The organism is uncultured Ferrovibrio sp. (assembly GCF_937960835.1).
GTDB lineage: Bacteria > Pseudomonadota > Alphaproteobacteria > Ferrovibrionales > Ferrovibrionaceae > Ferrovibrio.
Genome location: NZ_CALGPC010000002.1, coordinates 131682 through 158265, shown reverse-complemented (window position 1 = coordinate 158265; position 26584 = coordinate 131682). Strand labels below are relative to the sequence as shown.

The 26584-nt window shown below is 61.5% G+C and carries 26 protein-coding genes and 1 tRNA gene; 8 read left to right on the top strand and 19 right to left on the bottom strand.

Annotated features, from left to right (window positions below; genetic code table 11):
• Nucleotides 1-31 precede the first annotated feature (31 nt).
• From hemN to Q0603_RS01605, 6 genes are all read left to right on the top strand, one after another.
• Nucleotides 32-1462, top strand: coding sequence for an oxygen-independent coproporphyrinogen III oxidase (hemN, locus tag Q0603_RS01630; protein ID WP_298721059.1), 1431 nt, complete (start codon nt 32-34; stop codon nt 1460-1462).
• Between the two features lie 120 nt (nt 1463-1582).
• Nucleotides 1583-2668 (top strand): alkene reductase, encoded by a 1086-nt coding sequence (locus Q0603_RS01625; RefSeq protein ID WP_298721056.1) that lies wholly within the window; start codon nt 1583-1585, stop codon nt 2666-2668.
• Nucleotides 2669-2834: 166 nt separating this feature from the next.
• Nucleotides 2835-3926 (top strand): 3-oxoacyl-[acyl-carrier-protein] synthase III C-terminal domain-containing protein, encoded by a 1092-nt coding sequence (locus Q0603_RS01620; protein ID WP_298721052.1) that lies wholly within the window; start codon nt 2835-2837, stop codon nt 3924-3926.
• Complete coding sequence (locus tag Q0603_RS01615) at nt 3923-4480, top strand: isoprenylcysteine carboxylmethyltransferase family protein (protein ID WP_298721050.1); 558 nt, start codon at nt 3923-3925, stop codon at nt 4478-4480. The genes Q0603_RS01620 and Q0603_RS01615 overlap by 4 nt, the downstream gene beginning before the upstream one ends.
• Nucleotides 4481-4498: 18 nt before the next feature.
• Entirely contained in the window at nt 4499-4954 is a 456-nt protein-coding gene (locus Q0603_RS01610; protein ID WP_298721047.1) for a metallophosphoesterase family protein, read from the top strand.
• A gap of 95 nt (nt 4955-5049) precedes the next feature.
• Nucleotides 5050-5124: transfer RNA gene (locus Q0603_RS01605), tRNA-Val, on the top strand.
• Between the two features lie 43 nt (nt 5125-5167).
• Here the strand turns inward: Q0603_RS01605 and Q0603_RS01600 are convergent.
• From Q0603_RS01600 to Q0603_RS01535, 14 genes are all read right to left on the bottom strand, one after another.
• Nucleotides 5168-5878, bottom strand: a complete 711-nt coding sequence (locus tag Q0603_RS01600) for an ABC transporter ATP-binding protein (RefSeq protein ID WP_298721044.1) — start codon at nt 5876-5878, stop codon at nt 5168-5170.
• A gap of 15 nt (nt 5879-5893) precedes the next feature.
• Nucleotides 5894-6667, bottom strand: a complete 774-nt coding sequence (locus tag Q0603_RS01595; protein ID WP_298721041.1) for an ABC transporter ATP-binding protein — start codon at nt 6665-6667, stop codon at nt 5894-5896.
• Nucleotides 6664-7791, bottom strand: a complete 1128-nt coding sequence (locus Q0603_RS01590) for a branched-chain amino acid ABC transporter permease (RefSeq protein WP_298721038.1) — start codon at nt 7789-7791, stop codon at nt 6664-6666. Before Q0603_RS01590 ends, Q0603_RS01595 begins: the two co-directional genes overlap by 4 nt.
• A gap of 235 nt (nt 7792-8026) precedes the next feature.
• Nucleotides 8027-8821, bottom strand: coding sequence for an Hpt domain-containing protein (locus Q0603_RS01585; RefSeq protein WP_298721036.1), 795 nt, complete (start codon nt 8819-8821; stop codon nt 8027-8029).
• Entirely contained in the window at nt 8818-10560 is a 1743-nt protein-coding gene (locus Q0603_RS01580; protein ID WP_298721033.1) for a sensor histidine kinase, read from the bottom strand. Before Q0603_RS01580 ends, Q0603_RS01585 begins: the two co-directional genes overlap by 4 nt.
• Before the next feature lie 55 nt (nt 10561-10615).
• A complete protein-coding gene (locus tag Q0603_RS01575) occupies nt 10616-11290 on the bottom strand; it encodes a response regulator (RefSeq protein WP_298721029.1) in 675 nt (224 codons plus the stop codon).
• A 260-nt stretch (nt 11291-11550) separates the two neighbouring features.
• On the bottom strand, nt 11551-12402 hold the full coding sequence (locus tag Q0603_RS01570) for a MaoC/PaaZ C-terminal domain-containing protein (RefSeq protein ID WP_298721026.1): 852 nt from the start codon (nt 12400-12402) through the stop codon (nt 11551-11553).
• A gap of 151 nt (nt 12403-12553) precedes the next feature.
• A complete protein-coding gene (locus Q0603_RS01565) occupies nt 12554-13708 on the bottom strand; it encodes an acetyl-CoA acetyltransferase (RefSeq protein WP_298721024.1) in 1155 nt (384 codons plus the stop codon).
• Nucleotides 13705-14091: an OB-fold domain-containing protein gene (locus tag Q0603_RS01560; protein WP_298721020.1), complete on the bottom strand. Its 387-nt coding sequence runs from the start codon at nt 14089-14091 to the stop codon at nt 13705-13707. The genes Q0603_RS01565 and Q0603_RS01560 overlap by 4 nt, the downstream gene beginning before the upstream one ends.
• 282 nt (nt 14092-14373) lie before the next feature.
• Nucleotides 14374-15360: an ABC transporter ATP-binding protein gene (locus Q0603_RS01555; RefSeq protein WP_298721017.1), complete on the bottom strand. Its 987-nt coding sequence runs from the start codon at nt 15358-15360 to the stop codon at nt 14374-14376.
• A complete protein-coding gene (locus Q0603_RS01550; protein ID WP_298721014.1) occupies nt 15357-16421 on the bottom strand; it encodes an oligopeptide/dipeptide ABC transporter ATP-binding protein in 1065 nt (354 codons plus the stop codon). The genes Q0603_RS01555 and Q0603_RS01550 overlap by 4 nt, the downstream gene beginning before the upstream one ends.
• The gene (locus Q0603_RS01545) at nt 16418-17293 is read right to left on the bottom strand and encodes an ABC transporter permease (RefSeq protein ID WP_298721009.1); all 876 of its coding nucleotides are present in this window, start codon (nt 17291-17293) and stop codon (nt 16418-16420) included. Before Q0603_RS01545 ends, Q0603_RS01550 begins: the two co-directional genes overlap by 4 nt.
• Nucleotides 17294-17309: 16 nt before the next feature.
• Nucleotides 17310-18263, bottom strand: coding sequence for an ABC transporter permease (locus tag Q0603_RS01540; protein ID WP_298721006.1), 954 nt, complete (start codon nt 18261-18263; stop codon nt 17310-17312).
• A gap of 63 nt (nt 18264-18326) precedes the next feature.
• Complete coding sequence (locus tag Q0603_RS01535) at nt 18327-19904, bottom strand: ABC transporter substrate-binding protein (RefSeq protein ID WP_298721003.1); 1578 nt, start codon at nt 19902-19904, stop codon at nt 18327-18329.
• Between the two features lie 222 nt (nt 19905-20126).
• On the opposite strand from Q0603_RS01535, the gene Q0603_RS01530 reads away from it, so the two are divergent.
• The gene (locus Q0603_RS01530) at nt 20127-20891 is read left to right on the top strand and encodes an aspartate/glutamate racemase family protein (RefSeq protein WP_298721000.1); all 765 of its coding nucleotides are present in this window, start codon (nt 20127-20129) and stop codon (nt 20889-20891) included.
• Here the strand turns inward: Q0603_RS01530 and Q0603_RS01525 are convergent.
• The 5 genes from Q0603_RS01525 to Q0603_RS01505 all read right to left on the bottom strand — a co-directional run bounded on the left by Q0603_RS01525 (nt 20888) and on the right by Q0603_RS01505 (nt 25199).
• The gene (locus tag Q0603_RS01525; RefSeq protein ID WP_298720998.1) at nt 20888-22303 is read right to left on the bottom strand and encodes an amidase; all 1416 of its coding nucleotides are present in this window, start codon (nt 22301-22303) and stop codon (nt 20888-20890) included. The two genes, Q0603_RS01530 and Q0603_RS01525, sit on opposite strands and share 4 nt — an antisense overlap.
• Complete coding sequence (locus Q0603_RS01520) at nt 22303-22518, bottom strand: hypothetical protein (RefSeq protein WP_298720996.1); 216 nt, start codon at nt 22516-22518, stop codon at nt 22303-22305. Before Q0603_RS01520 ends, Q0603_RS01525 begins: the two co-directional genes overlap by 1 nt.
• Nucleotides 22515-23450: an N-carbamoyl-D-amino-acid hydrolase gene (locus Q0603_RS01515; protein WP_298720992.1), complete on the bottom strand. Its 936-nt coding sequence runs from the start codon at nt 23448-23450 to the stop codon at nt 22515-22517. Before Q0603_RS01515 ends, Q0603_RS01520 begins: the two co-directional genes overlap by 4 nt.
• 7 nt (nt 23451-23457) lie before the next feature.
• Entirely contained in the window at nt 23458-24669 is a 1212-nt protein-coding gene (locus Q0603_RS01510; RefSeq protein ID WP_298720989.1) for a diaminopropionate ammonia-lyase, read from the bottom strand.
• A gap of 89 nt (nt 24670-24758) precedes the next feature.
• Nucleotides 24759-25199: an ureidoglycolate lyase gene (locus Q0603_RS01505; RefSeq protein ID WP_298720986.1), complete on the bottom strand. Its 441-nt coding sequence runs from the start codon at nt 25197-25199 to the stop codon at nt 24759-24761.
• On the opposite strand from Q0603_RS01505, the gene Q0603_RS01500 reads away from it, so the two are divergent.
• Nucleotides 25200-26432 (top strand): class I SAM-dependent methyltransferase, encoded by a 1233-nt coding sequence (locus Q0603_RS01500; RefSeq protein WP_298720983.1) that lies wholly within the window; start codon nt 25200-25202, stop codon nt 26430-26432.
• Nucleotides 26433-26584 lie beyond the last annotated feature (152 nt).

Genomic DNA, 26584 nt, shown 5'->3' with positions numbered 1-26584 from the left:
AGGGCCCTGCCGGCCATGCTTTGGTGGCTGCATGACCGAGTCTATCAGCCCCGCCTCCTCCTTTGCCCCATTGGCCCCCTCGCGCGTGTCCCGCACGGCGGAACTGGCGCAACTTGTCCAGGCGATAGGACCGGTGCCGCGCTACACCTCCTACCCGACGGCGCCGCATTTCCGCGCCGTGGCAGAAGATGGCGAGTGGAAGACCTGGCTGGAGGCGCAGCCGGAAGGCACCGCTTTCGTGCTGTATGTGCATGTGCCCTTCTGCCGCCAGATGTGCTGGTACTGCGGCTGCCACACCCAGATCACCAAAAATGACGAGATGCTGGAGCGTTTCCTGCAGCATCTGCTGCAGGAGATCGAGCTGGTCGGCACCCACCTGCCGCAGGATGCGCGGCTGAGCGGACTGCATTTTGGCGGCGGCACGCCGACGATCATCGGCGGGGCTGGTCTGAAGCGGATCGTCGAGCCGCTCTTCCGCCGCTTCAAGATGTTGCCGGATGCGGAGATTGCCATCGAGATCGATCCGCGCCATTGCGACCGTCCACTGGCCAACGACCTCGCGGCGATGGGCTTCAACCGGGTCAGCCTCGGCGTGCAAAGCCTGGATCCGCAGGTCCAGAAAGCCGTCAACCGCGTGCAGCCATTCGAGGACGTGGCGCGCAGCGTGGAAGCCCTCAGATCTGCCGGCGTAAATGCGATCAACTTCGATCTGCTTTATGGCCTGCCCTACCAGACAGTGGCGAATGTGGTGGAGACCGCAGAGCGCTGCCTGACGCTGCATCCGGATCGACTGGCGCTGTTCGGCTATGCGCATGTTCCCTGGATGAAAGCGCATCAGGCCCGCATCGATGCCGAGCGGCTGCCCGGCACGGCAGAGCGCCTGGAACAGGAAGCCGCGGCCGCGGACGTTCTGGTTGCGGCAGGTTACCGGCGGATCGGACTGGATCATTTCGCGCATCCCGAGGACAGCCTAGCACAGCGTGCCGCGAACCAGTCGCTGCATCGCAACTTCCAGGGCTATACGACCCAGAGCGGCGAAGTGTTGCTGGGTCTTGGCCCCTCGGCGATCAGCACCTTCCCCGAAGGCTATGCGCAAAACATTCCGGCCGTCGCCGCCTGGCGCCAGGCCATCGTGGAGCACCGTCTGCCGGTCGCCCGGATGCGCCGCGTGAGCAACGAAGACCGCCTGCGCCGTGCGGTGATCGAGCAGCTTATGTGCCATCTGGAAGTCGATCTCGCTGCCATGGCTGCGGCGCACGGCATGCCGGTTGAAATGTTCGATGCCGATCTCGCCAAGCTCGAAACCCTGATGCGGCATGACGTGGTGCTGCGCGACGGATATCGCATAACCGTGCCGGAGGATGGCCGCGCGCTGGTGCGCCAGGTCTGCGCCAGCTTCGATGCCTATCTGGCAGGAAATGCGCCCGCAGCCAATCCGGCGCCCAAGCACGCTGCGGCATAAGCGAGGATCGCAGCGACGATGTTGCGCTGCCAATCGAAACAGCCATCGAGTCTTGCTTTTTCGGCTGTCCGCTATTTCTTTGCTTGAGTATCCTAGGTCTCGCAACGGATGGATCCTGCCATGGCGACACTCTTCGAGCCCTATAAGCTCGGTCCCCTTACCCTGCCCAACCGCGTCGTCATGGCGCCGCTGACCCGCAACCGCGCGGGCAAGGGCAATGTCCCTACTGCACTGATGGCGGAGTATTACAGCCAGCGGGCCAGCGCGGGCCTGATCGTTGCCGAGGCGACGCAGGTCTGCCCGGAAGGCCAGGGCTACGAATCCACGCCGGGCATCCATAGCGACGAGCAGATCGCCGGCTGGAAGCAGGTGACCGATGCGGTGCATGCCCGCGGCGGGCGCATTTTCCTCCAGCTCTGGCATGTCGGCCGCGTTTCGCATAGCAGCCTGCAGCCGGGCGGCAAGGCGCCGGTCGCCCCCTCCCCTATCCGCGCCAAGACCAAGACCTTCGTCGGCGGCGAATTCAAGGATGTGTCCGAGCCCCGCGCCCTGGAGCTGCATGAAATACCGGGAATCATCGAAGCCTATCGCCGCGGCGCGGCGAATGCGATTGCCGCAGGCTTTGACGGCGTCGAAGCCCATGGCGCGAACGGCTATCTGCTGGATCAGTTCCTGCGCGACGGCAGTAACAAGCGCATGGACGAATATGGCGGGCGCATTGAGAATCGCACGCGGCTGATGCTTGAGGTGATGGAAGCGATCAGCAGCGAGATCGGCCCGGAGCGGACCGGTATCCGCCTCTCGCCAGTGACACCCGCCAACGATGCCCATGACAGCAATCCGCAGCCTCTGTTCAACTATGTGGTCGAACAGCTGGACCGCCTCAATCTCGTCTACATCCATATCATTGAAGGCCAGACGGGTGGCGACCGGAATTTCGGGGCCGGCTTCGATTACGGCGCCTTGCACAGCCGGTTCCGCAATACCTGGATCGTCAATAACGGCTATACACCGGAACTGGCTGAAGAAGCGGTGAAAAACGGCCGCGCCGATCTGATCGCCTTCGGGCGCCCCTTCATCAGCAATCCCGATCTGGTCGAACGCCTGCGCCGCCGCGCGCCGCTGACACCGCCTGACCGTTCCACCTTCTATGGCGGCGGCGCCGAAGGCTATACCGACTATCCCACGCTTCAGGCGGCGGAATAGCACCGCGCGATCAGATGCGCCGGCATTTCCGGCGCCTCAGATAACCCTCCTCCCCGCTTACAAAATTCTGATCTCCCGCTTTCTGCGCGCAGCTTATTCGTCCTGGAATTGAACCCCAGACCGGTTCGCGCGTTATGTGGCCGTTCCTCTTCTTGCAGGCTGGCCCATGCTGTTCGACCGCGTCCAGAATCTCGCGCCGCGTCTCATCTCACTGCAAACGGCGGTACCGCCGCATATTTTGCAGCAGAATGAGGTGGCGCAGCGCGCCGGCGAGGTGTTCGCGGACGCCATCAGCGACTTCAGCCGCCTGACGCCGATCTATCAGCATGCCGAAATCGAAACCCGGCATTCTTGCGTGCCGCTGGACTGGTATGTCCAGCCGCATGGCTTCGGCGAACGCAACCGGCTGTTTCTGGAAAGCGCCACAGCACTGCTGACGGAAGCTACGCAGCGTGCGCTGGATGATGCCGGATTGCAGGCGGAGGATATCGATACGCTGATCACCGTATGCTCATCCGGCATCGCGACGCCGAGCCTGGATGCCCTGGTGATGCAGCATCTGCCTTTCCGAAGAGATGTCACGCGCCTGCCAATCTTCGGCCTGGGCTGCGCCGGCGGCGTGCTTGGCCTGGCGCGGGCGGCAGCGATGGCCCGCGCAGAACCGGACAGCCATGTGCTTCTGCTGGTGGTCGAGCTTTGCGGCCTGACGTTTCGCAATCAGGATCGCTCGAAAAGCAACATCATCGCCACAGCGCTTTTCGGCGATGGCGCGGCTGCCGCCATTGTCAGTTGCCGCAATGAATACGGACAGAAGAAGGCCGTGCCGGCAAAGCCCTGCATCGGCCCGAGTGGCGAACATACCTGGCCGGGCAGCCTCGATGTGATGGGCTGGGATGTCACCGACGATGGACTGAAGGTCGTCTTCTCGGGCAGTATACCGGACCTTGTGCGGCGCGATTTGCGGCCGATTGTCGATGCCTTCCTTGCTTCCCATGACGCGTCTCTGGAGGATATCGACGGCTTCATCTGCCATCCAGGCGGCGCGAAAGTGATCGATGCTCTGGAGGAGAGTTTCGGCCTCGCCCCAGGCGCGATGGTGCATTCCCGCGCTGTTTTGCGCGCCCATGGCAACATGTCATCCGTAACCGTGCTGTTCGTTCTCAAGGCCGCGCTGGAGGCTAAGGATAAAGGCGTGCAATTGCTAACCTCGCTGGGACCAGGCTTTACCGCCGCCATGCTGCTTCTGGATATTCCATGACACCGCTGATCTGGATCTTAGGCTTCGTGGTACTGCAGCGCCTGGCGGAACTTGTCTGGGCGCAACGCAATACACGGCGATTGCTTGCGCGCGGCGGCCGCGAAACCAACGCCAGGCATTACCCGCTTTTCATCCTGCTGCATGCCTCCTGGCTGCTGGCGATCGCCACCACCGTGCCATTGGACACCGAACCGAACTGGCTTTTGATCGGCGTTTTCGCCGTCTTGCAGATCCTGCGTCTTTGGGTGATCACGACCCTCGGCCCCTACTGGACCACCCGGGTCATTACGCTGGATGACGCGCCGCTGGTGCGGCATGGCCCATTCCGCTTTCTGCGCCATCCGAATTACTGGATCGTGGCGGGTGAGATTGCTGTGTTGCCGCTGGCCTTCGGGGCTTGGCCAGTAGCTTTGGTCTGGTCGCTGTTCAATGCATTGCTGCTGCGGCACCGCATCCGCATCGAGGACGAGGCCTTGCGGCCGAGGCGAACCGATGATCCGCCAGCGGCCTCACAGGCCCGCAGCGAAGCGGCGGAGATAGACCTGCTTCTGTAATATGCCATTATCTGGCGGATGAAGATCGGCATCATATCCGATACCCACGGGCTGCTGCGCCCCGAGGCGATCCAGCGCCTATCCGAGGCTGAGCATATCGTTCATGCCGGCGATATCGGCGATCCCGCCGTCATTCAGGCGTTGCAGGAGATCGCGCCGGTGACGGCGGTCAGGGGCAATGTGGATATCGGCGACTGGGCCCGGCACTACCCAGACCGCGCGACGGTGACTTTGGCCGGGCGGAAGATTTACGTGCTCCATAATCTCAAGGAGCTCGATGTCGATCCTGCCATGGAGGGGATAGACGTCGTGGTGTCAGGTCATTCGCATAAGCCGAAAGCCGATACGGTGGATGGCGTTCTGTACCTTAATCCCGGCAGCGCCGGGCCGCGGCGCTTTTCCCTGCCGATCGCCCTGGCCAGCCTGGACCTCAGCGACCAGGCAATCACGCCGCGGCTGCATATCCTCGGATAACCAACCCCTTCTTCGCGCAGGACGGGATTTTCTGCCCTCCCCCAGGGATTGGCGGGGCGGTCGGTCTCTGCTATATGGCGGCCACGGTTCCGGCCGGGCGGTTAGCTCAGTGGTAGAGCGCCTCGTTTACACCGAGGATGTCGGGAGTTCGACCCTCTCACCGCCCACCATTTCCCCAGTTTTCACGACCGGGCCTGAAGGCGCCGGCAGGCGTCAGACCTGAAGCCATTCCTCGCGCACGGAGCTGGCCTGGCGCAGGTCTTCCGGCGTGCCCTCGAACACCACCTGGCCATGCCCCATCACGTAGAGCCGGGTACAGATATCCAGCGCAATCGAAAGCTTCTGCTCGATCAGCAGGACCGACACGCCGCGTTCCTTGATGCGCTGCAGGAACTCTCCGACCTGCGCCACGATCTTCGGCGCGAGGCCCTCGGTCGGCTCGTCGATCAGGATCAGATCCGGATTGCCCATCAGCGTGCGGCAGAGCGTCAGCATCTGCTGCTCGCCGCCGGAGAGTGAACCGGCGGGAGTATCCTTGCGTTCCTGCAGGCGCGGGAACATGGCGTACATGTCTTCGATGGTCCAGGCAGACTGGCTTTTTTGCGGCGGCTTCACACCCAGTACCAGATTCTGGGCAACGCTCAGCGACGGAAACACGTCGCGGCTTTCCGGCACATAGCCGATGCCGAGCTTGGCGATGCGATAGGTCCGCTCGCCGACCAGTTCGCGCCCCTTGAAGCGGATCGAGCCCTGCACATCGACCATGCCCATGATGGCCTTGGCCAGCGTCGAGCGCCCTACTCCGTTGCGGCCCAGCAGAGCGACGATCTCGCCCGGCATGATTTCTATCTCCACGCCACGCAAGACATGGCTCTTGCCATACCAAGCGTTCAGCTGATTCACCTGCAGCAGGCGGTCCGTCATGGTTTCGCCCATCCCTTACGCTGCCTCGGCACTGGTGCCGAGATAGGCTTCCTGCACGGCCGGATTGGCGCGGATCGCCTCCGGCGTATCAGTGGCAATCACCTGGCCGTAGACCAGCACGGAAATGCGGTCGGCCAGGCCGAACACGACGCTCATGTCATGCTCCACCATCAGCAGCGTGCGTCCCTCTGTCATACGCCGGATCAGTTCCACCACATACTCGGTTTCATAATGGCTCATGCCGGCGGTCGGCTCATCCAGCAGGATCACGCTGGCGCCGCCGGCGATCGTCATGCCGATTTCCAGTGCCCGCTGCTCGGCATAGGTCAGCAGACCAGCCGGGGTATCGCGGCGCGCGGTCAACTGGGTTTCCTCAAGGATCGCCTCGGTCCGCTCCCGCAGCCTGGTCAGGCTGGAGAGGCGTTCCCAGAAAGAATAGCGATGGCCAGACGACCAGAGCAGCGAGCAGCGCAGATTTTCGAACACGCTGAGCTTCGGGAACACGTTGGTGATCTGGAAGCTGCGCGACAGCCCGAGGCGGCAGATTTCATAGGCCGGCCGGCCGGCAATGCTCTTGCCGTGCAGCAGGACATCGCCGCTGGTGGGCGCGAAACGGCCCGAGATCAGATTGAACAGGGTGGATTTGCCCGCCCCGTTCGGCCCGATGAGCGCATGCCGCTCACCCGCCTTGATCGTCAGATCCACGCCGTTGATGATCGAGGTCCGGCCGAACTGCTTGCGCAGGTTGCGCAGTTCCAGCGCCGGTGCCGTGGCTACGGATGCGGTCATGGCTGCCCTCCCTTGGCTTCCGCCCGCTCCTGATGGATATCCTCCCAGACTGCCTTCGCCCCGCGCAGCAGCGGGCGCAGCAATACGCCGCCCAGCAGTATGATTCCCAACGCCTTGGCCCAGGAGCCGAGTTCATCGGCCACGAAATCAAGGCCGAGCAGAGACAGGCTCTGTGCGCTCACCGTATGGCCGGACAGGCGGTAGGTCATCTCTACCAGCAGAACCAGACCGAAAATCAGCAGCGCCAGCGGCACGAGCAGCAGGAGGTAGCGCGCCAGCAGCGCGCTGCGATGCCGGCTTTTCAGCACCGGGGCATGGGCTGCGACGGCCCCGGCAATGCCACCGGGCGACAGGATCACGATGGCGATGAAGAAAATGCCGAGATAGAGCGGCCAGGCAGCCGTGGCCTTGGCCAGGGCAACCGAGAACAGCGTGAAGACCACCGCGCCCAGCACCGGGCCGTAGAAGAAGGCCGTGCCGCCGATATAGGTGGCCAGCAGCACCGAGCCGGAGCGCCACATGTTGGTGGAGTCAGCCGTGACGATCTCCTGATTGATGGCCATCAGGCCACCCGCGATGCCTGCGAAAAAGCCCGACGCGATCAGCACCATCCAGCGCACCTTGCGCGGATTGAAACCGATGAATTCCACGCGTTCGGGATTGTCGCGCACTGCATTGGCCAGCCGCCCAAGCGGCGTCAGCGTGAAGGCATACATCGCCAGCATACAGACAAAGCACCAAGCCGCGATCAGGTAATAGACCTGAATGCCGGGGCCGAAGGTGATGCCGAAAAACGGCTCACCATAGACGCGGTCGCCGCTGATGCCGCCCTCGCCGCCAAAGAAGCTGAACATCAGCGCAGCGGCATGCACCAGTTCACCCAAACCGAGCGAAATCATGGCAAAGGTGGTTCCTGCGCGCCGGGTCGAGACATAACCAAAGACCAGACCGAAGAAGGCACCGGCCAGGCCGCCGACCAGCGGCATCAGGCTAAGCGGTATGAAGAAGAGGCCCGCCGAAGCCGCGTTGATGGCATGCAGCGTGAAATACGCGCCAAGGCCGAAATACAGCGCATGGCCAAAAGACAGCATGCCGGCCTGGCCCAGCAGCATGTTGTAGGACACCTTGCCTCCGGTGGGCTGCTGCGCCCCAGCTCCCGCCGCTCCGGCAATGAATGTCGCGACGGCTGTCGAAGCCAATAGCAGTGATTTTCGCGTCCCCATCATGCCCCCCCAATCAGCAAGCGCTTCTGGCAGCAAGTGCTTATGGGTGTTAGCGAATGGGGCTTGCGGGATTCAATCGAACTGACGCCCTTGTTACGATCCGTTCGGATTTCGTTGGCGGGCGTTCAGACTTGACCTAGGGCTTCCCGATTCGATCAACCTGCGCGGCAGGAAACTGTTCGATACTCTCGTCGAAAAGACGGCAGAGGGCATCCAAATCGTCCCGGGTCAGGCTATCCCCCAGCTTTTCACAGCGACGCGCGGCCCGCGCTATCTCCGGGAATCCGACCAGGGCCGCACTGCCTGAGAGCCGGTGCAGCAGGCCGGCGGGGGCAAAGCCCAGATCCCGGGCTGTGGCGATCTCCTGGCTTAGAAGGAGAAACTTTTCAACCGTTCGGGAAAAACCTTCCGCCCCCAACTCATCGAACAGCTCAAATTGGCGAGCCCTGTCCACCAAGAGCGGCGCTGAGGCAACGGAGCGTATCAATACCGCCACCTCGGCCGGCGACATCGACTTCCCCGGGCTGGGTAGGATTCCGAGCATCCCAATTTCAGGCTTCGAGCGGTCCGGATCTGCCGAGAAGGCTATTACAGGTACCTGCCGTGCGATCGGGCTTTTGCGCAGCCGACGAAGCACAGTGACCATCAACTCGTAATCGATCGAGAGGTCCATCAGCACCGCGTCGATCTCTCCGAGCGGCGTGTGATCGGCCGCTGCCTGCGGCGACAGCGCTTCTACCCCGATAACTTCACCGGCCAGCAGTTGGGGCCAGAGCTCGCGTTGGTCAGGATCGTCGTCGATAAGCCAGATCGTGTGGCGCCGCCCGGTCACGCCGAAGCTGGCCACCGGGAGCGGGATGGTCACCGTAAAACGCGTGCCTCGCGGCGAATTATCCTGCACGACGAGCGACCCGCCCATCAAACTGGTCAAGTGGCGAGCAATAGGCAGACCAAGCCCCACCCCGGGCTTATCGGGCCGGGCTTATCGGGATCCGCCTTGAAGAATGACTCGAATATCTGTTCGCGCTGAGGCACGGGAATCCCCGGTCCGGTATCCGCAACCTCGAAGCAGATATGACGCTCCTGCCCGTTTCCCGTCGCCGAAACCGTAAGCCTGACGACGCCGGCATCGGAGAACTTGACGGCGTTATCCAGCAGATTGGTCAGAATCTGCTTCAACCGCAAAGGATCGCCGGCGGCACCGGCCTCAATGGCGCCTTCCACCACACATTCCAGTTTCAACCCCTTTTCCTCTGCGCGATAACGCAGCATGGACAGGCAATCTTCGATGACATTGAAAAGATCGAAAGGTACGGAATTCAGCTGAAAGCGGGCCGTGGCCAAACGCTGCTTATCGAGCAGGTCGGACAACAGCCCCAGCATGGTTGTGGCAGAGCGGCTGATCAGATCTAGAAGCCGCAGCAAGGTTATATCGCTGGTCTGGCCCCGTGCCGAACTGACGGTGGCGATGATCGAAAGGACCGGCGCGCGCAGGTCATGACTGACCGAGGCTATGAACGTCTGTAACGCATCGCGCCGGCTTTCAGCGGCACTTCGTTCGCGGTCCATGGCGCGAAGGCGCGCCCCGAGCGCCTGGGACAGCAATAAAGACTCCCAAGTAGCACCCAGCAGAATCATCAGTATCATCGAGCCCGAAAATGGATACAGGCCGAACGTGCTAGGAATGACGTAGGTTGTGGATGCCATATAAGGCACCCATCCGAGCAGAAACCATCCGGCGCCGACGATACGGCGCGACGCCGCCCATATTCCAGCACACAGCATCGCCACGTTGCCCACGATCGCGACGAGATAGGCGTAGTCTGGCCCCCTCACCCATGCGCGCTGCCATTCGGGGAAAGGCCAAAGCAGGATTGTGGCTAAGGCGAAAGCGACGTGGATTGTAACGATGGCAAGCAGGAAACGATCCAGCGCCTTGGGCATGCTGTCGGGTGCAAAAAGTGACCGGACAAAGAGCGGACTGAAAGTCACAACGCCGGCAATGGCCAGCTTATACGCAATACGATCATGATCGGAGAAACCAAACAGATCGGCGAAAATGCCGTACACAAGGGCCCAGGCGATAAAACCCGACAATGCATGCAGGGCGTACCAGATATGCGACACACGGCGCAGCGCGATGCCGAGCGACAAATTGTAAACGCCGATTGCCAGAATGATGGCCAGCGCAAAAAGCACGATCACATGCTTCACTGACGCCCACTGGATATAACTGGGCAAGTCGACGATGTCGGCAGCCAATGTCGTGAAGCTGACAGCCGCCACGCGCAGCACGATGGTCCTGGTCTCGCCCGGCGGAACGACGAATTGAAACCGCTGTTCGAGCCCCAGCGCGCCTCCACTGGTCACTCCTATAGCGACGGCATCGTTGCGGCGTTCGATTTGCTCGATGACGCCATCTTTGAGAACGGCGAAGACTGGCAAAAACAGTGGATCTGTCTCCATTCTCAGGATCCACCTCCGCATCTCAGAGTGGAGGGGATTTTGCAGATCCAATACGAACCAGCGCTCGCTGTACATCTCGTGCGGCAACTTGAGTTCGCCGGCGGCGGCGCGAACGGCCTCTATGGCTGCTGGCAGGTTCGCTTCGTCGCCATGGAATATTTCAGCCTGCCGCAGCAGGTTTATTGAAGAGTTGGGTTGCAGCACTTCCTGCCTGGCCGATGCGGCACCACTGCAGCAGAACAGCAAGAAGACTACGATGCTAATAAGGCGCCGGCACAAAGACGTAGCCCTGCCCATGCACAGTCTGGATGAGTTGTGGATTGCGGTGGTTGTCGCCGAGCTTGCGACGAAGACGCGAAATCAGCACGTCGAGGCTTTCTTCGGAGAGGGACACGGAACCCATGGCAATCACATGCTCACGCGTGGTCAGCTTCTGAGGCCGCTGCACCAGGCATGCCAGCACCTGATATTCACCGGGTGTCAGGCGTATCTCTTCGCCGTCGATGCGCCGCAAACGCTGCGTGGCAAGGTTGAGCGCCCAGTCTCCGAATCGGATTGTTTCCGAAATATCGCTGCGGCCGACGGCACTGATACGGCGCATGAGCGCTCCTACCCGCGCTCGCACTTCTCGCAGATTGAACGGTTTGGCGATGTAATCGTCGGCGCCGATCTCCAGGCCGATGATACGATCGACCTCATCGTCAAGACGCGTGACTAGAATGATGCCAATATCCGATTGCGCCCGAAGATAACGCGTCAGAGCCAGGCCATCCGTACCGGGTAACCGTATATCCAAAAGCACGATATCGGCGGGAAACTCACGCAACAATGCGTTCATCTGTTCGCCGTCTTCGCATGCCTTCACTTGATAGCCATGCTCTGACAGCGAAGAACTCAGTATCTCCCGGACAACCGGATCATCGTCGACGATCAAGAGATGCCCCAACGGCGCGGGGGCTCCCTCACGGACAGTCCTATCCGACTTGCTTGTCAATGGATTCGCAAAAATCTCGATCACCCCAAGCCCGGGGTTATACGGTAAAAATGCGGCGCGCAACCCCAAATTGCCGAAGGGCCTTGGTGCGGGAGGGGCGAATCGGGACGCCTGGCGAGGAATTCCTCATGCTTGACGATTCGCGTCCTCCCCCGCCCCAGCGCGGCGTTCCATACCCATTATTCTCCTGATCCAACTCATCAGCCGCCTAGCTCGGCCAGCCCGTTGTTGACGACGATGACATCCCGCTCGACGACCCGCGCCCTGAAAGCGCCGCTATGCCAGATTTCCGTCCGGATCGTTTCACCCGGAAAAACCGGCGCGGAAAAACGCAAGCCAAGGCGGCGCAGCCTGTCGGCGCGGTAATCTGCCAGTCCGCGCAACAAGGCATGGGTGACAACGCCGAGCGTGCAAAGCCCATGCAGGATGGGGCGCGGGAAACCGGCCTTCGCCGCCACGGCGGGATCGGCATGCAGCGGATTGTCATCGCCATTGAGCCGGTAATAAAGCGCTTGCTCCGGCCGGGTCGGCAGATCGATGACGATATCCGGCGTACCCTCGGGCACCGGATGGGGCGGCTTGATCGGTCCCGATGGCCCGCCAAAGCCGCCGTCGCCGCGCAGGAAGGTGGTCGCACGCGCAGAGGCGATCAGGGAACCGACCTCGTCGCGCACCTGCTTCTCCGAATAGAGCAGCGCGCCCTTCCCTTCGCCCTTGTCGACGATGCCGGTAACACGGGTGCGACCTACAAGAACGCCTTCCACCGGTAGCGGCTTATGAATTTCGATCTCCTGCTCGCCATGCACCAGACGAACAGCATCGACACCGGTGCGCGGGTCGCGGAGCCAGAAACCAGGATGACAAAGCACGGCCGCCATCGAGGGCACGGCCTGCAGGTTACGATGATGATCGACGAAATCGAGCTGACGCTCGTCCATCGGGTCGTAGCCGAAACCGATCGACAGCGCGTAAAAGACCGTATCGCGGCGCGTCAGCGTCTGACGCACTTCTGGAATGGGGAAGTTGAGCAGATTTTCGTAGTCAATGGCCATGGACGGTTCCGATTTCAAGAACGGCATCGGCGGCGAAAGCACCCTGTCCTTCCGCCAGAATGATCACCGGGTTAAGGTCGATAGAGATAAGCGCAACGCCAGCCTAATGTGCGAAGATCATGAGTTTGCCGTTTTCGCATCAGGCCATCGATCATAAAGCTGCGTCGCTACCCAGCAGTGCGGTCACCTGGCTCGACAGGGTACCGCCATTGCCGTGGCAGATCGCGATGTCGCATTTCTTAAGCTGGCGCTCACCGGCATGGCCGCGAAGCTGCGTGACAGCCTCGAGAATCAGGAACATGCCGTACATGCCAGGATGGATGCAGGACAATCCGCCGCCACTGGTATTCACCGCCAGCTTGCCGCCCGGGGCGATTGTGCCGCCCTGCACGAAACGGCCGCCCTCTCCCTTCGGGCAAAAGCCAAGATCTTCTAGGAACAGCAATGTCGTGATGGTGAAGGCGTCATAGAGCATCACCAGATCGACATCCGACGGCTTCAACCCGGCCATGGCGAAGGCGCGCGGGCCGCTTTCTGCCGCGGCGGTGCGGGTCAGATCGGTCATCTGCGTGATCGAGCGATGCGAATGCGCACCGCCCACGCCCAGCAGATAGACCGGTTTCTGCCTCATCGACTTTGCCCGGTCAGCACGCACCATCACGCAGGCAGCGCCGCCATCGGTGACCAGGCAGCAATCGCGCGTGGTGAGCGGATCGCTGACCATGCGGGAATTCAGCACGTCCTCGCGCGTCAGCGGCCCCCGCTCAAAAGCAGCAGGGTTCATGTTGGCCCATTGCCGTGCAGCGACGGCGATATCGGCCAGCATCTCGCGCGTGGTGCCGTACTGATACATATGTCGCTGCGCCGCCAGGGCATAAGCCGTGATCGGATGACGCGGCTTGTACGGCACTTCATGCCATTGCGGTTCACTCATCGAGACCAGCCGGCCACCTGCCGTGCGCTGGTTGGAGCCGTAACAGATCAGCACTGCATTGCAGATGCCGGCCTCAAGCGCCAGGGCGGCCTGCAGCAAATGCATCTCGAAAGATGATCCGCCGACATTCGTGCCGTCAAAGAAAGTCGGCTTGATGCCAAGATATTCCGCAACCGAAAGCGTCGGGAAAGCATGCGTGCTGGTGGCCGCGCAAAGCCCGTCGATGTCCTTGAGTTCCAGCCCCGCATCGGCGATGGCGGCCAGCGCCGCGTCCCCCAGCAGTTCGATTGCCGAGCGTCCGGGTGCTTCGCCCCAGCCTGCTCCGCCGATTCCGACAATGGCAGTCTTGCCGCGTACAGAAAGGCCGCTCATGCCCTGCCCTCCATCGCAGCGATGTCGAAGACCACAGCGGGTTCGCCATCGATCTTGACAATGCGGGCGCGAACACGCGTACCGATCGGCGCGGTTTCGACGCCTTCGATCCGGGTCATGAGCCGCGGGCCCTCGTCGAGGTCGACGAGCGCGATGTTGTAGCTGCCCGTGCGGGCGCGGTTGACAGTGATGGAGTAAATCAGGCCCAGGCCCGAGGCTTCGACCCATTCCAGATCAGTCGCACCGCTGCCGGGCGCTGCAACGCGGGGATAGAAGACATATTGTCCGGTTGAGCGGCTGCGCTGGATCATGAAGCGCCCCTGCTCGAGAAAAGCGCGGTATTCCGCCTCTGGACCAAGTCCAGATACTGCCTTGGGTATCATCCGTTTCCTGCCCTAGTGACTCATTCTTGACACTGAATAGCATTCGACATCGCCTTATGGCCATACCGTTCCTCCACCGCACTTAAGGCAAGCGTGACGCACCGCTGGCGCTTCAATGTCGCACCAGCCCGCATTCAGGGCTGGGTGAAGAATGTGGGGCAGGCTCAGCATACGCCGGAGCATATCGGCAGGCTTGGGAGACTGCGGCTAGTAGCCGAATACATCGGGCGCCTGCCATTCCTGATGCCGCATTGCAGGGGCAGGCTACGCAATAACCAATTTCTATTCTGCTGCCTCTGCGTCCAGCATGCAGCGCATCCAGTGATCGGCTGTCACAGAGCGGATTTCAGGCGCCGTCTCCACGCAAGTCGCCTTGGCATGCTTGCAGCGCGGCGCAAAGGAACACCCCGGCGGCAGATCAGCCAGATCGGGCGGCGATCCAGGGATGGCATCCAGGCGTGAGCCCGTCATCGCGCCATGAGCCCGAGAGGCAAGCAGGCCTTGCGTGTAAGGGTGCCGTGGATTGCGAATGATCTCTCGAACCGGCCCTGTTTCGACGATGCGGCCGGCATACATCACGGCGACGCGGTCGGCGACCTCAACGGCGACGCCGATATCGTGGGTCACCAGAATTACCGTCAGACCCAGCTCGCGCTGCAACTCGCGCAGCAGAAGCAGGATCTGAATCTGCACCGTGGCATCGAGTGCCGTTGTCGGCTCGTCCGCCAGAAGGATCTGCGGATTGCAGGCCAGTGCCAGCGCAATCATGGCGCGCTGACGCATGCCGCCAGACATCTCATGCGGAAAAGCATCAAGCCGGCGTTCCGGCGAAGGAATTCGCACCTTCTGCAACAGTGCCAAAGCGCGTGCCCGTGCCTTGACCCGAGACACGGCTTCGTGACGCTGTATCGTCTCGGCGATCTGGGCGCCAACGGTATACACGGGATCAAGCGCCAGCAACGGCTCTTGGAAGATCATGGACACTGTCTTGCCGCGGAAATCCGCCAGCGCGCGACCGGACAAGGCCATCACGTCTTTGCCTGCAACCTGAATGCTGCCGCCGATGCTAGTCCGGCCCGGGGGATGTAAACCAAGGAGGCTTCGCAGGGTGACACTCTTACCCGAGCCGGATTCACCCAGCAGAGCCAGCACCTCTGCCGGCTGGATGGCTAGTGTCACGCCATTGACCGCATGCACAGGCTTGCGGCCTCCGATGAAGGTCACGGTCAGATCCCGGATGTCGATGATCGGCGCCGCCGTGCCGGTCATGCCCTGCCCTCCAGACCGATACACGAATGACCTGAGCCATATTGGCGCATCAGACAGGCCACCTGCTGGGTTTCGCCAGCGGGCGTGAGACTGGGAACAGTCTGGCTACAAACTGGATCGGCGAATCTGCAGCGCGTATGAAAACGGCATCCCGGCGGCGGATCGATCGGATTGGGCGGATCGCCGTAAAGCGGAGCCTGTTCGGTGCGTGCGTCCGGATCCATGGCTGGCATCGATGCCAGCAAGGCCGCGCTATAGGGGTGTTGTGGCTGTGCAAAGACGGACTCGGCATCGCCGATCTCAGCCACCTTGCCGAGATACATCACCATGACGCGATCCGAAATGAAACGCACGACGTTCAGGTCATGCGAGATGAAAATGTAGGTCAGACCGAAAGCGTCTTTTAAGTCGAGCAGGAGATTCAGCACCTGCGCCTCGACCGACTTATCGAGCGCCGAGACCGCCTCATCCAGGATCACCAGCCGAGGCTCAAGCGCAAGAGCGCGGGCGATGTTTACCCGCTGCCGCTGTCCACCTGAAAGTTCATGAGGATAGCGGCCGGCAAAGCGATGCGGTTCAAGGCCGACGCGGGCCAGCAGATCATGCGCGCGGCCAACCGCCTCGCGGCGCGACACGCCATGCACACGCGGCGCAAATGCGATGGAGTCCTCGATGGTGAGGCGCGGATTCAGCGAGGCGTAACTATCCTGGAACACCATCTGGACCTGGCGGCGGTAATCCCGCAGCGAGATATCATGCCCGACCACCTCGCCGTCGAAAATGATCTCGCCGGCATCCGGCTCGATCAGATTCATCAGCAGACGTGCCGTCGTCGACTTCCCACAGCCGGATTCACCGACGATGCCGAGCGTTTCGCCTTTCAGCAGTTCGAAATCGACGTCGTCGACTGCGCGAACCACATTGCGGCTGCGGCCGAACAGGTTTTTGCCGACAGGGAAATGTTTCACCAGTCCGCGCACGCTCAGCAATGGCTGGCGCGGACCGCCACGGTCTCGGGGATCGCGGGCAACGCTTTGCTGCATGTCCGCCAGTTCCGTCATGCCCGCACATCCATGGCCGAGCGCAGCCCGTCCGAAAACATGTTGAAGGAAATGGAGGTGATGAAAATCATCACGCCCGGCAAAGCCGCGACGAGCGGATTGACATAAATCGCCGTGCGCAGAGTATTGAGCATCAGCCCCCATTCAGGCTCCGGCGGCCGGACGCCGAGACCAAGAAAGCTCAGCCCCGAGGCCAGGATCATCGATACCGAAACCAGGCTGGTGGCATAGACAAAAATCGGGCTCAGCACATTGCCCAACACATGCACCCGCACGATGGTCAGCCCACTGGCGCCGCTGGCACGCGCCGCTTCGACATAGTCACGGTTGCGCACCTGTGTGGTTACACTTTCCGCGACGCGGGTAATTGGCGGTATGAAAACGATGGTCAGGGATACAAGAGCGTTGAAGATGCCAGCCCCCAGAGCGCCGGACAACGCCACCGCCAGCAACACCGACGGGAAGGCATAGAAGACGTCGATGGTGCGCATGATCGCAGTGTTGAGCGCGCCACCGACATAGCCGGCGAAAATTCCCAAGCCTGAGCCGATGACGAATGCCATCAGCACCGGCGTCACTCCCATGAAGAGAGACAATCGTGCACCGAAGATCAGGCGCGACAGCATATCGCGTCCCAGCTCATCGGCGCCAAGCGGAAAGCCCGGCGTGCCGATCGGCCTCAGGCGCCGCAGCATCGAGCTTTTAAATGGATCGGCCGGCGCCAGATAAGGCGCAAAGATCGCCATCAGCACCAGCAGCAGGATGACGATCAGCGCGCCCATCGTCACGGGATCGCGCATCAGGCGGCGCAGCACGCCCTTCCAATAGCCGTCCGAGACCTGGATCGGCGCGATAACGTTTTTGTTGTCCAATGCGCCCACTGCCATGTCAGCCCCGCTGAATGCGCGGATCAAGCGCGGTCTGCATCACATCGACCAGCAGGTTGAGCAGCACGAAAAACATCGCCAGCACCAGGATCGTCCCCTGCAGCAGCGGCAGGTCGCGCTGGAAGATGGCGGCATTGAGCAGGAAGCCCGTCCCCGGCCAGGAGAAGACCGTCTCGATCAGGATCGACCCGCCGAGCAGATAGCCAAGCTGCAGCCCCATCACGGCAAGCGCGGTCGGCGCGGCATTCTTCACGACATGGATGAAAATCCCCCGGTCGGTCAGCCCCTTGGCGGCCAGCGCCAGGATGAAGTCCTGAGACAGGATTTCGGCCACCAATGCCCGGACCGTGCGCGCAATCACGCCCATCGGGATCACCGACATGGTGACCGCAGGCAGGATGAGATGTCGGATATGATCCCAGTCCCAGGCCCATTCGGCCGAACCGCCGGGGCCAGCCCCCGTGGCTGGCAGCCAGTTCAACTGCACCGAAAAGATGATAACCATCACCATGCCAAGCCAGTAATGCGGGACGCTCACCCCAAGCACCGACAAGGTCGAGGCCAACCGGTCCATCGCCGAGTCCCGGTAATAGCCGGCGACGAAACCGAACAAGCAGCCAAGGAAGAAACCAATGATCGTAGCAACCGCAGACAGGATCAGCGTATTGCCGACGGCGCGTGAGACTTCGGTCAGCACGGCGCGTCCGGTGGCAATCGATGTTCCCAGATCGCCAGTCAGTACCTTGCCCAGCCATATGACGTATTGCACCGGCAGAGGCTTATCGAAGCCATAGATGGCCCGCATCTGCGCCTGCAATTCCGCCGAGGCATCAACCGGCAGTACTGCAGTCAGCGGATCACCCGGCGTAATATGCACCAGCAGAAAGCATACCACGCTGACGCCGAAAGCCACCGGCAGCACATAGATCAGACGTTTCAGGGCGTAAAAAAGCATGGGCCCCACGGATCCAAGGATCAGGAACCGGCCCCGGCGAGCCGAGGCCGGTTTGGAACAGACCTAGTTAGCCATCGTGATCGGCGAGAAGTCCTGGAACCAGTTCTGCGCCTGCACGAAGCCCTTCACCTTGGACGTCATGGCACGCGGATTAACGTCATGGGTGATCATCAGGAAGATCGCGTCGTCGACGTATTTCTCGTGAACCTTCTGTATCACCTTGGTCTGTTCCGCCGGATCGAAGGTGGTGCGCACCTGATCGAACAGCTTATCCATCTCGGGGTCGCAATAATGGCCCCAGTTGGTGCCGGCCGGAGGTGCCAGGTTGCATTGCAGATGGCGGATGACGCCAGTGAACGGATCCTGGATGAAGTAGCTGTAGTTCATCGCCGTTCCGCCGCGTGAGCTTTCATGCTTCGCGCCGGCACGCCATATGTTGATCAGCGTATTCCACTCCACCACCTCGAAATCGACCTGCAGGCCGATCTCGGCCAGATTCTGCTGGACGAATTCGTTCATCGGCAGCGGCAGCATCTGCCCCGACCCCGAAGGCGAGATCAGCACCTTGGTCTTCAGCGGCTTGTCCGGCCCATAGCCAGCCTCCTTCATCAGCTTGAGTGCTTCGGCGGGATCGTATTTCAGCTTGAAGCTTGGATTGCCGAACCACTGATGGCCGGGCGGGAAGAATCCCTCGGCAGGGATCATCATGCCGCTGAGCAGTTCCTTCATCCCCTCGCGATCCACCGCAAGATTCGCCGCCTTGCGGATACGGATATCGTTCCAGGGCGATCCTTCGGCGCGCGACAGATGCCAGGTCCAGTTATGCGGATAGGCATTGGTGACGATGGTAAAGCCGCTGCTCTTCAGGGAGGGAATGGTGTCCGGGGCCGGCGCCTCAATCCAATCCACCTGCCCGGAGCGCAAGGCCGCCACACGCGCATTCGGCTCAGGCAGCGGGATGAGCACCATCTTGTCCAGCTTCGGCACGCGCTTCTTGTCCCAGTAATCCGGGTTCGGTACCAGCTCGGCGCGTTCACGCGGCACGAAAGCGGCCAGCTTCCAAGGGCCGGTACCCGACGGCGTCTTGGCGAATTCGTCCCAGCTCTTCAGCTTCTCCCACTGGGCCTTGGAGGAGAACATGATCCAGGCAAGCTGATACGGCAGGGTCGCGTCCGGCGACTTGGTAATGATTTCAAGCGTGTATTTGTCGACTGCCTTGTAGCTGGCGACGGATGGAATGCGCGAACGGCCCTGTGCCGATTGGCGCGGATCGAATTGCGGCGCGTCCTTGTTCAGCAGCTTTTCGAAATTCCACACCGCTACTTCGGCGGTCCATTCGCTGCCGTCGTGGAATTTCACGCCCTGACGCAGCTTGAAGGTCCATCTGGTCTTGTCTGCGGGATCAACGCTCCAGCTTTCCGCCAGGCCTGGCGTCAGGTCGGACGGCTTATCGGCGCTGCTGAGATCCCAGTTAATCAGCGAATCATAGACCGTGTAGCCCATGAAGCGCATGCCTTCGCCGCCATTGTCGGTCTGGCCCGTGGTGAGCGGGATATCCGAAGCGGTCATGCCGATCCGCAACGTGCCCTGCGCCAGCGCCGAGCCAGCGGCGAAGCCTGCAAAGGCCGTAATAGTCAGCATGGAGAACAGTCTGGAGGAGAGTTTTTTTTGTATCATGAGCGCCACCTTGTATGGACGATGACCATTGCGACGCAAGGTCCGTGCCAGCCGCTCAAGTTCGTGAATCTTATGTGCACGAATGTGATGGACACTCTCCCCTCTGCCTCGTGGAAGACAGACCTGCCCGCGTTTTATGCAGATTGATGTGCGGCGCTCTCCCGGCTATGGCGCACGACTTAGCGCTTGAAGCCGCATGCCGACAGCCGCCATAAGCATTGCATGCGGCTACTTATCATCAATGCCAATACCAGTGTCGCCATGACCGAGCGCGCCGTTGCGGCGGCGCGGCGGATCATGCGGCCAGGAACACGAATCAAAGGCGTAACAGGGCGGTTTGGCGCCGAGGTGATCGCCTCACGCAGCGCCTATGCGATCGCCAGCCATGCAGCCCTCGATGCCTATGCTGAACATGGCGGTGAAGCCGACGCTATCGTGTTGGCCTGCTTTGGCGATCCAGGTTTGCAGGCGTTACGGGAAGTCGCCAGTGTGCCGGTATTCGGCATGGCAGAATCAGGTTGCCGGAGGGCAGCGGAACTGGTCCAGCGCTTCTCCATCGTGACCGGCGGCGAACGCTGGGGACCAATGCTTCGCGAATACGTTGAGATGATTGGGCTGGATAAACACCTTGCCAGTGTGCGGACACTGGCGTCCAACGGTGGTCAGATCGCCGCCGATCCTGCAGCGGCGGAAGCCAATATCATCGCCGCGTGCGAAGCCGCTGTCGCCGAAGACGGTGCCGAACTGGTGGTCCTGGGCGGCGCGGGCATGATCGGCATGCTCGAGCGTATCGCCGACCGCGTCCCCTTCCCTGTTATCGATGGCTTCACGCCAGCGCTTCAATACTCGGAGGCCGCTGCCGGGCAAAGGATCACAGCGCCTCGCCTTGCGCCGGTGCCAACGCAAGGGTTGGCACCGGCTCTGGCTGAGTTACTGGAAGGCAGAGACTAAACGGGTACGCGCTCGTAATGACGCGTCTTGGCTTCGTAAGCGCCGCCAAGACGGTATAGCAGCGCTTCATCGAAAGGCCGGCCGATCAGTTGGAAGCCGACCGGCATTCCGCCCCGCACGAAACCGGCGGGAACAGTCAATCCCGGCAAGCCGAGGTAATTGATCGGCCGGGTCAGGCGGGTCAATGTCGCAATCACCTTCCCCGCCTCCGGTTTCCCAGCGACATCGGTTTCGGCAATGGTCGGTGCAGGCTTGTCAGCCACCGGCGCAAAGATCGCATCGGCGCCATTCATCGCTTTCACGAACGCCGCCACGGCTTCCCCACGCCAGCGCTGTGCGTCGATATAATCCAGCGCGCTGAGCGCCAGGCCATTCTCCAGCCGGGCCCGCACCTGATCGCTATAAAGATGCGGCCGGGTACGCAGCCAAGGCGCATGCAGTGCGGCTGCCTCCGCCGACATCATCACCATGGCGGCGGATGTGATCATCTCCATATCCGGCGGCGTTATCTCGATGATCTTGACGCCAAGTTTGGCGAAGGTTTTCAGCGTCGCTTCCAGGCTTTCGGCACTCGCCTTGTTCAGCTTGTCCCAGAAATAGGCGCGAGGCACAGCCAGCTTCATTCCCCTCACTGCACCGGAGCGTGCAGCAGCCAGATAGCGGTCGACGGGCCGGCTGCTGGCGGTCGGATCACGCGGATCGGCACCCGCCAGGATCTCCAGCAACAGCGCATTGTCTTCCACCCGCCGGGTCAGAGGCCCCACGGTGTCGAGCGAGTAGCTGAGCGGCATACAGGCAGCGCGGCTGACGCGGCCCCATGTCGGCTTCATCCCGACCAGACCACAATAATGCGCCGGCAGGCGGATCGAACCGCCGGTGTCGGAGCCAAGCGCGCCAAATGCCATGCGTGCGGCGACTGCAGCCGCCGAGCCGCTTGATGAGCCGCCGGTAATCCGATCCGTGTTCCAGGGATTACGGGCATGTCCGTAATGGTAATTATGCCCGGTCGGACCGAAGGCGAATTCGGCCATGTTGAGACGGCCAAGATCGAGGGCGCCCTCGGCATCCAGACGCTCCAGCGCCGTTGATGTCTCGGTCGCCTTCCAATGGCGGCGGATGGCCGAGCCGCAGCTGGTTTCCTTTCCAGCCCGGTAATACATGTCCTTATGAGCCAGCGGCACGCCAGCCAAGCGGCCGAGTTTGGCGCCGCGCTTGCGGGCGCGATCGACTGCCTTTGCAGCTTTTAACGCAGCGGCTGCTTCCAGTTTCAGAAAGGCGTTCACGCGAGGCTGCCATTCCTCGATCTGCGCCAGGCAAGCCTCCGTCAGGGCCTGTGCGGAAACACGTCCGCGCGCAACGGCCTGGGCTGCTTCAGCCAGCCCCATCAAAGCCAAATCCTTCTTCTGGCTCATCACCGGCTCCGTTTCTTCTTCGGCATATCCATATCCGGGAACAGGCCCGGCTCACGTTCGAAGGGCAGCTTATGTGCGACCTGGCGGAAACGCGCCACGGCAGCGCCCAATACGGCCGAGATGGTCTCGGCGCGGCCGGGACGCAGAGTTACCCCGCATTCTGCAAACATGCTTTCGATCAGCGGAGGCGGTAAAGCGGATTTCAGTGGCTTCATGGTGGCGGCTCTGCTCCCTTACGTTCAACGATCAAGCGATAATGCTGCGGCATACGATGTGCAGCGAAGTTGAATGTCGTGGTCTTATAGCTGGCGCAGGCATCGAGATCGCAGCAGGCGACAGCCAGTTCGTCGCCATCCCCACGCGTTGCCGCCACGGTAACGCCGGACGGCGCAATGATCTGGCTGCCGCCAATCATTGGAACGCCTTCCTCGTTGCCGGCTTTGGCGACACCCACCACCCAGCATCCGTTCTGATAGGCGCCAGCCTGCATCACCAACTGGTTGTGGAACAGCGACAGATCGTCGTGATCCGGCGCCGGCGGATTATGCACCGGCGTGTTATAGCCAAGCAGGATCATCTCCGCGCCCTGCAGGCCCATCACGCGATAGGTTTCCGGCCAGCGGCGATCGTTGCAGATGCACATGCCGAACACCCCGCCGAAGGCGCGCCAAACCTGGAAACCGGTATCGCTGACATCGAAGTAGCGTTTCTCCAGATGCTGGAAACGGCGCCAGGGCTCGTACTCTCGATGGCCAGGCAGATGCACCTTGCGGTATTTTCCGATGATCTGCCCGTCCTTGCCGACAAGGATGGATGTGTTGAATCGCTTGGTGACGCCGTCCTGTTCAGTCAGCTCGGCGTATCCGAGATAGAATCCAAGATTGATACGGCGGGCTTCGTCGAATAGCGGCTGGGTATCCGGCCCCGGCATGGACCGTTCGAAGAAGCTGTCGATCTCGGTCTGGTCCGTCATGTACCAGCGCGGGAAAAAAGTGGTCAGCGCCAGTTCGGGAAAAACCACGAGGTCGCAGCCCATCCGCTTTGCCTCGCGCAGGTGGGCGATCAGCCGCTCGACGACTTGAGCACGGCTGTCGTTGCGGGCGATGGGACCAAGCTGTGCTGCGGCAACGGTAACGAAACGCGGCATCGTTTCCTCACATGCTCGTTGCGACTGCAGCCGCCGGCCGCCCGACAATTCGCTGATAGAGTTCAGGATCGGTTGCGCCTTCCGTGCCAAAGACCAGAAGACGCGATTGCGGGCCCAGATCAAGCGCTGCGGCCATGGCAGGATCCTGCCGCGCAGCAAGGGCACCCGCCAAGCCGGCAACGGCGGATTCACCCGCGACGATTGGCGGATCGCCCGGGAGCGGTTCTGCGAGTTGCCGCATCATCGCAGCGGCCTGTTCATCATCGATGGCCATGAAGGCATCGGCGCCGGGCTGCAGTATCTCCCAGGCGATTTCGGAAACCTCACCGCAGGCCAGACCTGCCATGATCGTATTGAGATCGCCCGTCACCGTTACAGGATGACGGGCCTCCGCACTACGCCGCAGGCAATCGGCCCGATCCGGCTCCACGACGACGAAAACCGGCCGGCTGGCTCCCGCCTCTTCCCAGAGATACGCCAGCACGGCAGCCGCCAATCCGCCGACGCCGCCCTGCACGAAAACATGCGTGGGCGGCTGCAGGATCTGCGTTAACGCTTCGGCTGCCATCACCGAATAGCCCTGCATCACGTCACGCGGGATATCGCGATAGCCCGGATAAGAGGTGTCAGACACAACGAAGCGACCCAGCCGCTCGGCATCGGCCTGCGCCTGGCGTACGGCATCGTCGTAATTGCCGGGAACGCGTACGACCTCCGCGCCATATGCGGCAATCGCCGAACGGCGGCCTTGGGATACCAAAGCATGGATATAGATGACGCAGGCGCAACCAAATAAAGAGGCGCCCCAGGCGACTGAGCGGCCATGATTGCCATCCGTGGCGCACGTCACCGTCACGTTGCGTACCAGATCGGCGTAGCGGCCCGAGAGCAGATCGTCGCTGCTGACCTGCTCCGGCAACAAACCGGTCTGCAACGCCACATGCCGTTGCAGCAGACGAAAAACGGCATAGGCGCCGCCGAGCGCCTTGAAACTGCCCAGCCCAAAGCGGCTGCCTTCGTCCTTATAATGGATCGAGGCAAAACCATGCGCCTGCGCCAAGGCGGACAGGTTATGCAAGGGCGTGACGGCAAAACCGGGCCAGGCGGAGATCTCCTTGGCGGCAAGCCGATAGTCTGCGTGGGACTGGATCGCCTTCAGGTACTCGGGGAAAGGGGCGCCGCGGCGGCTCTGGCGGTTATGGGTCAGAATGACGGGCATTGGTCTCTCGAAGGAACTGAGCTTTGACGAAGCAAAATGCTTGCCAATGCCGGAACTCCCTTTTACCTCGTCTTACAGCCTAGCCCTGCTCAATCGGTAAGCAGATCGCCGGAAGGATCGACGACCTTACAAGGCAGATCCAGCGGCACCAGCTCCTCATCCCCGGCATCCCCCATGGCCCACATGACGACCGCGAAACGGCCAGGCCGGTCCAGGGTCACCATCGGATGGTGCCAAGTGCCGGGCGCGTAAATGACTGTTTGCGCGGCATTAGCGATGAAGCTGACTGCCTGAGAGGGAGCCGGCTGGCCTCGTCCGTTATCGGGGCAAACGGTCACCAGATAGCGAGCAACATCCAGCGGTATGAAGGCCTGCGAGGAATAGGCGTGCCGCTCGAACAGCCGAAGCTTCAACGGCAGGCTATCTGGCTGGACGGTGGCGAAGGAGAGATCCAGACGAGCCTCAGGCCGGCGGTTCTGGATCAGATCGCCATAATAAGAACGTCCCGCATCGGCGGGGGGCGTCAGCACATGGCCAAACGGCGCGAAAGCCTCGGCAGTCAGCGGGGCTGCAACGATGCAGCTTTCTCGATCCATGATATTCGGCTGGCCCCCTTCCCCATTACCGCCATCAAAGACAAACCACCTGCGACCTGCAAGTCCTTCCGGGCCGTAGTCCTGGGGTCTCTATCGCTGCCATCGCCCTCATTTACCGGCGTGCCAGTTGTCTCTTTCCTAAGCCAAGGCCCCGGCCAGCCACAGCTTGGTCACCCCTGCCTTCCGTCCATTGGCGATACTGCGACAAAACAGAGGCCGGGGAAAATCATGGGAGAACAAGCATCGGGCGAGGGTGTGATCCGCAGGATGGCCCGTCGCGTTCTGGGAACGGGGCCGCAACGCGATACTCATGTAACCTGCGGAATTGACTTCTTAAATCTGTGGCAAGAAGGCTTCTGCGCCTGGAATGCCGAGCGGCTGGGCATTTCCGACGAGGAAAGCCGGCATCGTTATCGTGCGTCCTGGCAGGCGCTGCCCGACGGGCATAATGGCGCATCCTTCCGCCGGTTCACCGAAACGCAAATCGCACTCTTCAGCGTCATCGCAAACGATTCCGTGCGCGAGATTCACGACGCCTATCGTTTGCACGACTGGCTGTTCATGCTGCGGCAGGTCAGCCTTCCGGTGCCGATCTGGCGGGACGACCATCCGATCATGATGGCGCTCAGAGATGTGTCCGCGCCCGTGATTGCCGACTTTGGCTGCGGCTTGGCACAGACATCGATCTCTCTGGCTCTGACACTTCGGCAGAAAGACGCCGCTCCGAAGCTGGTACTGGCCGACCTTCCGACCATGCGGCTGGAATTTCTCTCCTGGCTCTGCCGGCGCCTGGGGCTGGCTTATCAATCCCTTCCCTGCACCCGGATACGGCCGTTGCCGGAACTTCCGTCAGTCCATGTCGCCATCTGCAATGATGTCTTCAGCCATTTGCATGACCCGATGGCGGTCCTGGAGCATCTCAATACAGCCCTGCTGCCTGGCGGTTTCCTGCTGACCAGCTTTGAAGGCGGTGAAACGGAAATCCTCCGGACACGGCCTGATCTGATCCGGCTGCACCACCGCCTCGCCTCTTTGGGCTATATTGCGCTGGACCGCCAATCATTGTTCCGCAAGCCGGCGGCAGTCGAAACCTTGCCTGCCGCCACTGCTCCACCAGGAAATAATCTGGCTCATAGTCCGAAGCAGCTTTCCATTGCGGCACAGTAACCCCATATATGTCAGACAATGGATGGCCGACGTTTGAATGCGGGAATCGTCATTCGGCCTGTTCGCTCAGCGATCGCCCCGCGAAGCATATCGAGCCCAAAATCATCAATCTTCTAACGGCTAAGCGTTTCAGATTGCCGCAATGGCGTCAG

Bases quoted from the DNA above. Each gene is read 5' to 3' on its own strand.
- hemN (WP_298721059.1), top strand. From the start codon at position 32: ATGACCGAGTCTATCAGCCCCGCCTCCTCCTTTGCCCCATTGGCCCCC.
- Q0603_RS01625 (WP_298721056.1), top strand. From the start codon at position 1,583: ATGGCGACACTCTTCGAGCCCTATAAGCTCGGTCCCCTTACCCTGCCC.
- Q0603_RS01620 (WP_298721052.1), top strand. From the start codon at position 2,835: ATGCTGTTCGACCGCGTCCAGAATCTCGCGCCGCGTCTCATCTCACTG.
- Q0603_RS01615 (WP_298721050.1), top strand. From the start codon at position 3,923: ATGACACCGCTGATCTGGATCTTAGGCTTCGTGGTACTGCAGCGCCTG.
- Q0603_RS01610 (WP_298721047.1), top strand. From the start codon at position 4,499: ATGAAGATCGGCATCATATCCGATACCCACGGGCTGCTGCGCCCCGAG.
- Q0603_RS01600 (WP_298721044.1), bottom strand. From the start codon at position 5,878: ATGACGGACCGCCTGCTGCAGGTGAATCAGCTGAACGCTTGGTATGGC.
- Q0603_RS01595 (WP_298721041.1), bottom strand. From the start codon at position 6,667: ATGACCGCATCCGTAGCCACGGCACCGGCGCTGGAACTGCGCAACCTG.
- Q0603_RS01570 (WP_298721026.1), bottom strand. From the start codon at position 12,402: ATGGCCATTGACTACGAAAATCTGCTCAACTTCCCCATTCCAGAAGTG.
- Q0603_RS01565 (WP_298721024.1), bottom strand. From the start codon at position 13,708: ATGAGCGGCCTTTCTGTACGCGGCAAGACTGCCATTGTCGGAATCGGC.
- Q0603_RS01560 (WP_298721020.1), bottom strand. From the start codon at position 14,091: ATGATACCCAAGGCAGTATCTGGACTTGGTCCAGAGGCGGAATACCGC.
- Q0603_RS01555 (WP_298721017.1), bottom strand. From the start codon at position 15,360: ATGACCGGCACGGCGGCGCCGATCATCGACATCCGGGATCTGACCGTG.
- Q0603_RS01550 (WP_298721014.1), bottom strand. From the start codon at position 16,421: ATGACGGAACTGGCGGACATGCAGCAAAGCGTTGCCCGCGATCCCCGA.
- Q0603_RS01540 (WP_298721006.1), bottom strand. From the start codon at position 18,263: ATGCTTTTTTACGCCCTGAAACGTCTGATCTATGTGCTGCCGGTGGCT.
- Q0603_RS01535 (WP_298721003.1), bottom strand. From the start codon at position 19,904: ATGCTGACTATTACGGCCTTTGCAGGCTTCGCCGCTGGCTCGGCGCTG.
- Q0603_RS01525 (WP_298720998.1), bottom strand. From the start codon at position 22,303: ATGAGCCAGAAGAAGGATTTGGCTTTGATGGGGCTGGCTGAAGCAGCC.
- Q0603_RS01520 (WP_298720996.1), bottom strand. From the start codon at position 22,518: ATGAAGCCACTGAAATCCGCTTTACCGCCTCCGCTGATCGAAAGCATG.
- Q0603_RS01515 (WP_298720992.1), bottom strand. From the start codon at position 23,450: ATGCCGCGTTTCGTTACCGTTGCCGCAGCACAGCTTGGTCCCATCGCC.
- Q0603_RS01510 (WP_298720989.1), bottom strand. From the start codon at position 24,669: ATGCCCGTCATTCTGACCCATAACCGCCAGAGCCGCCGCGGCGCCCCT.
- Q0603_RS01500 (WP_298720983.1), top strand. From the start codon at position 25,200: ATGGCCAAACGGCGCGAAAGCCTCGGCAGTCAGCGGGGCTGCAACGAT.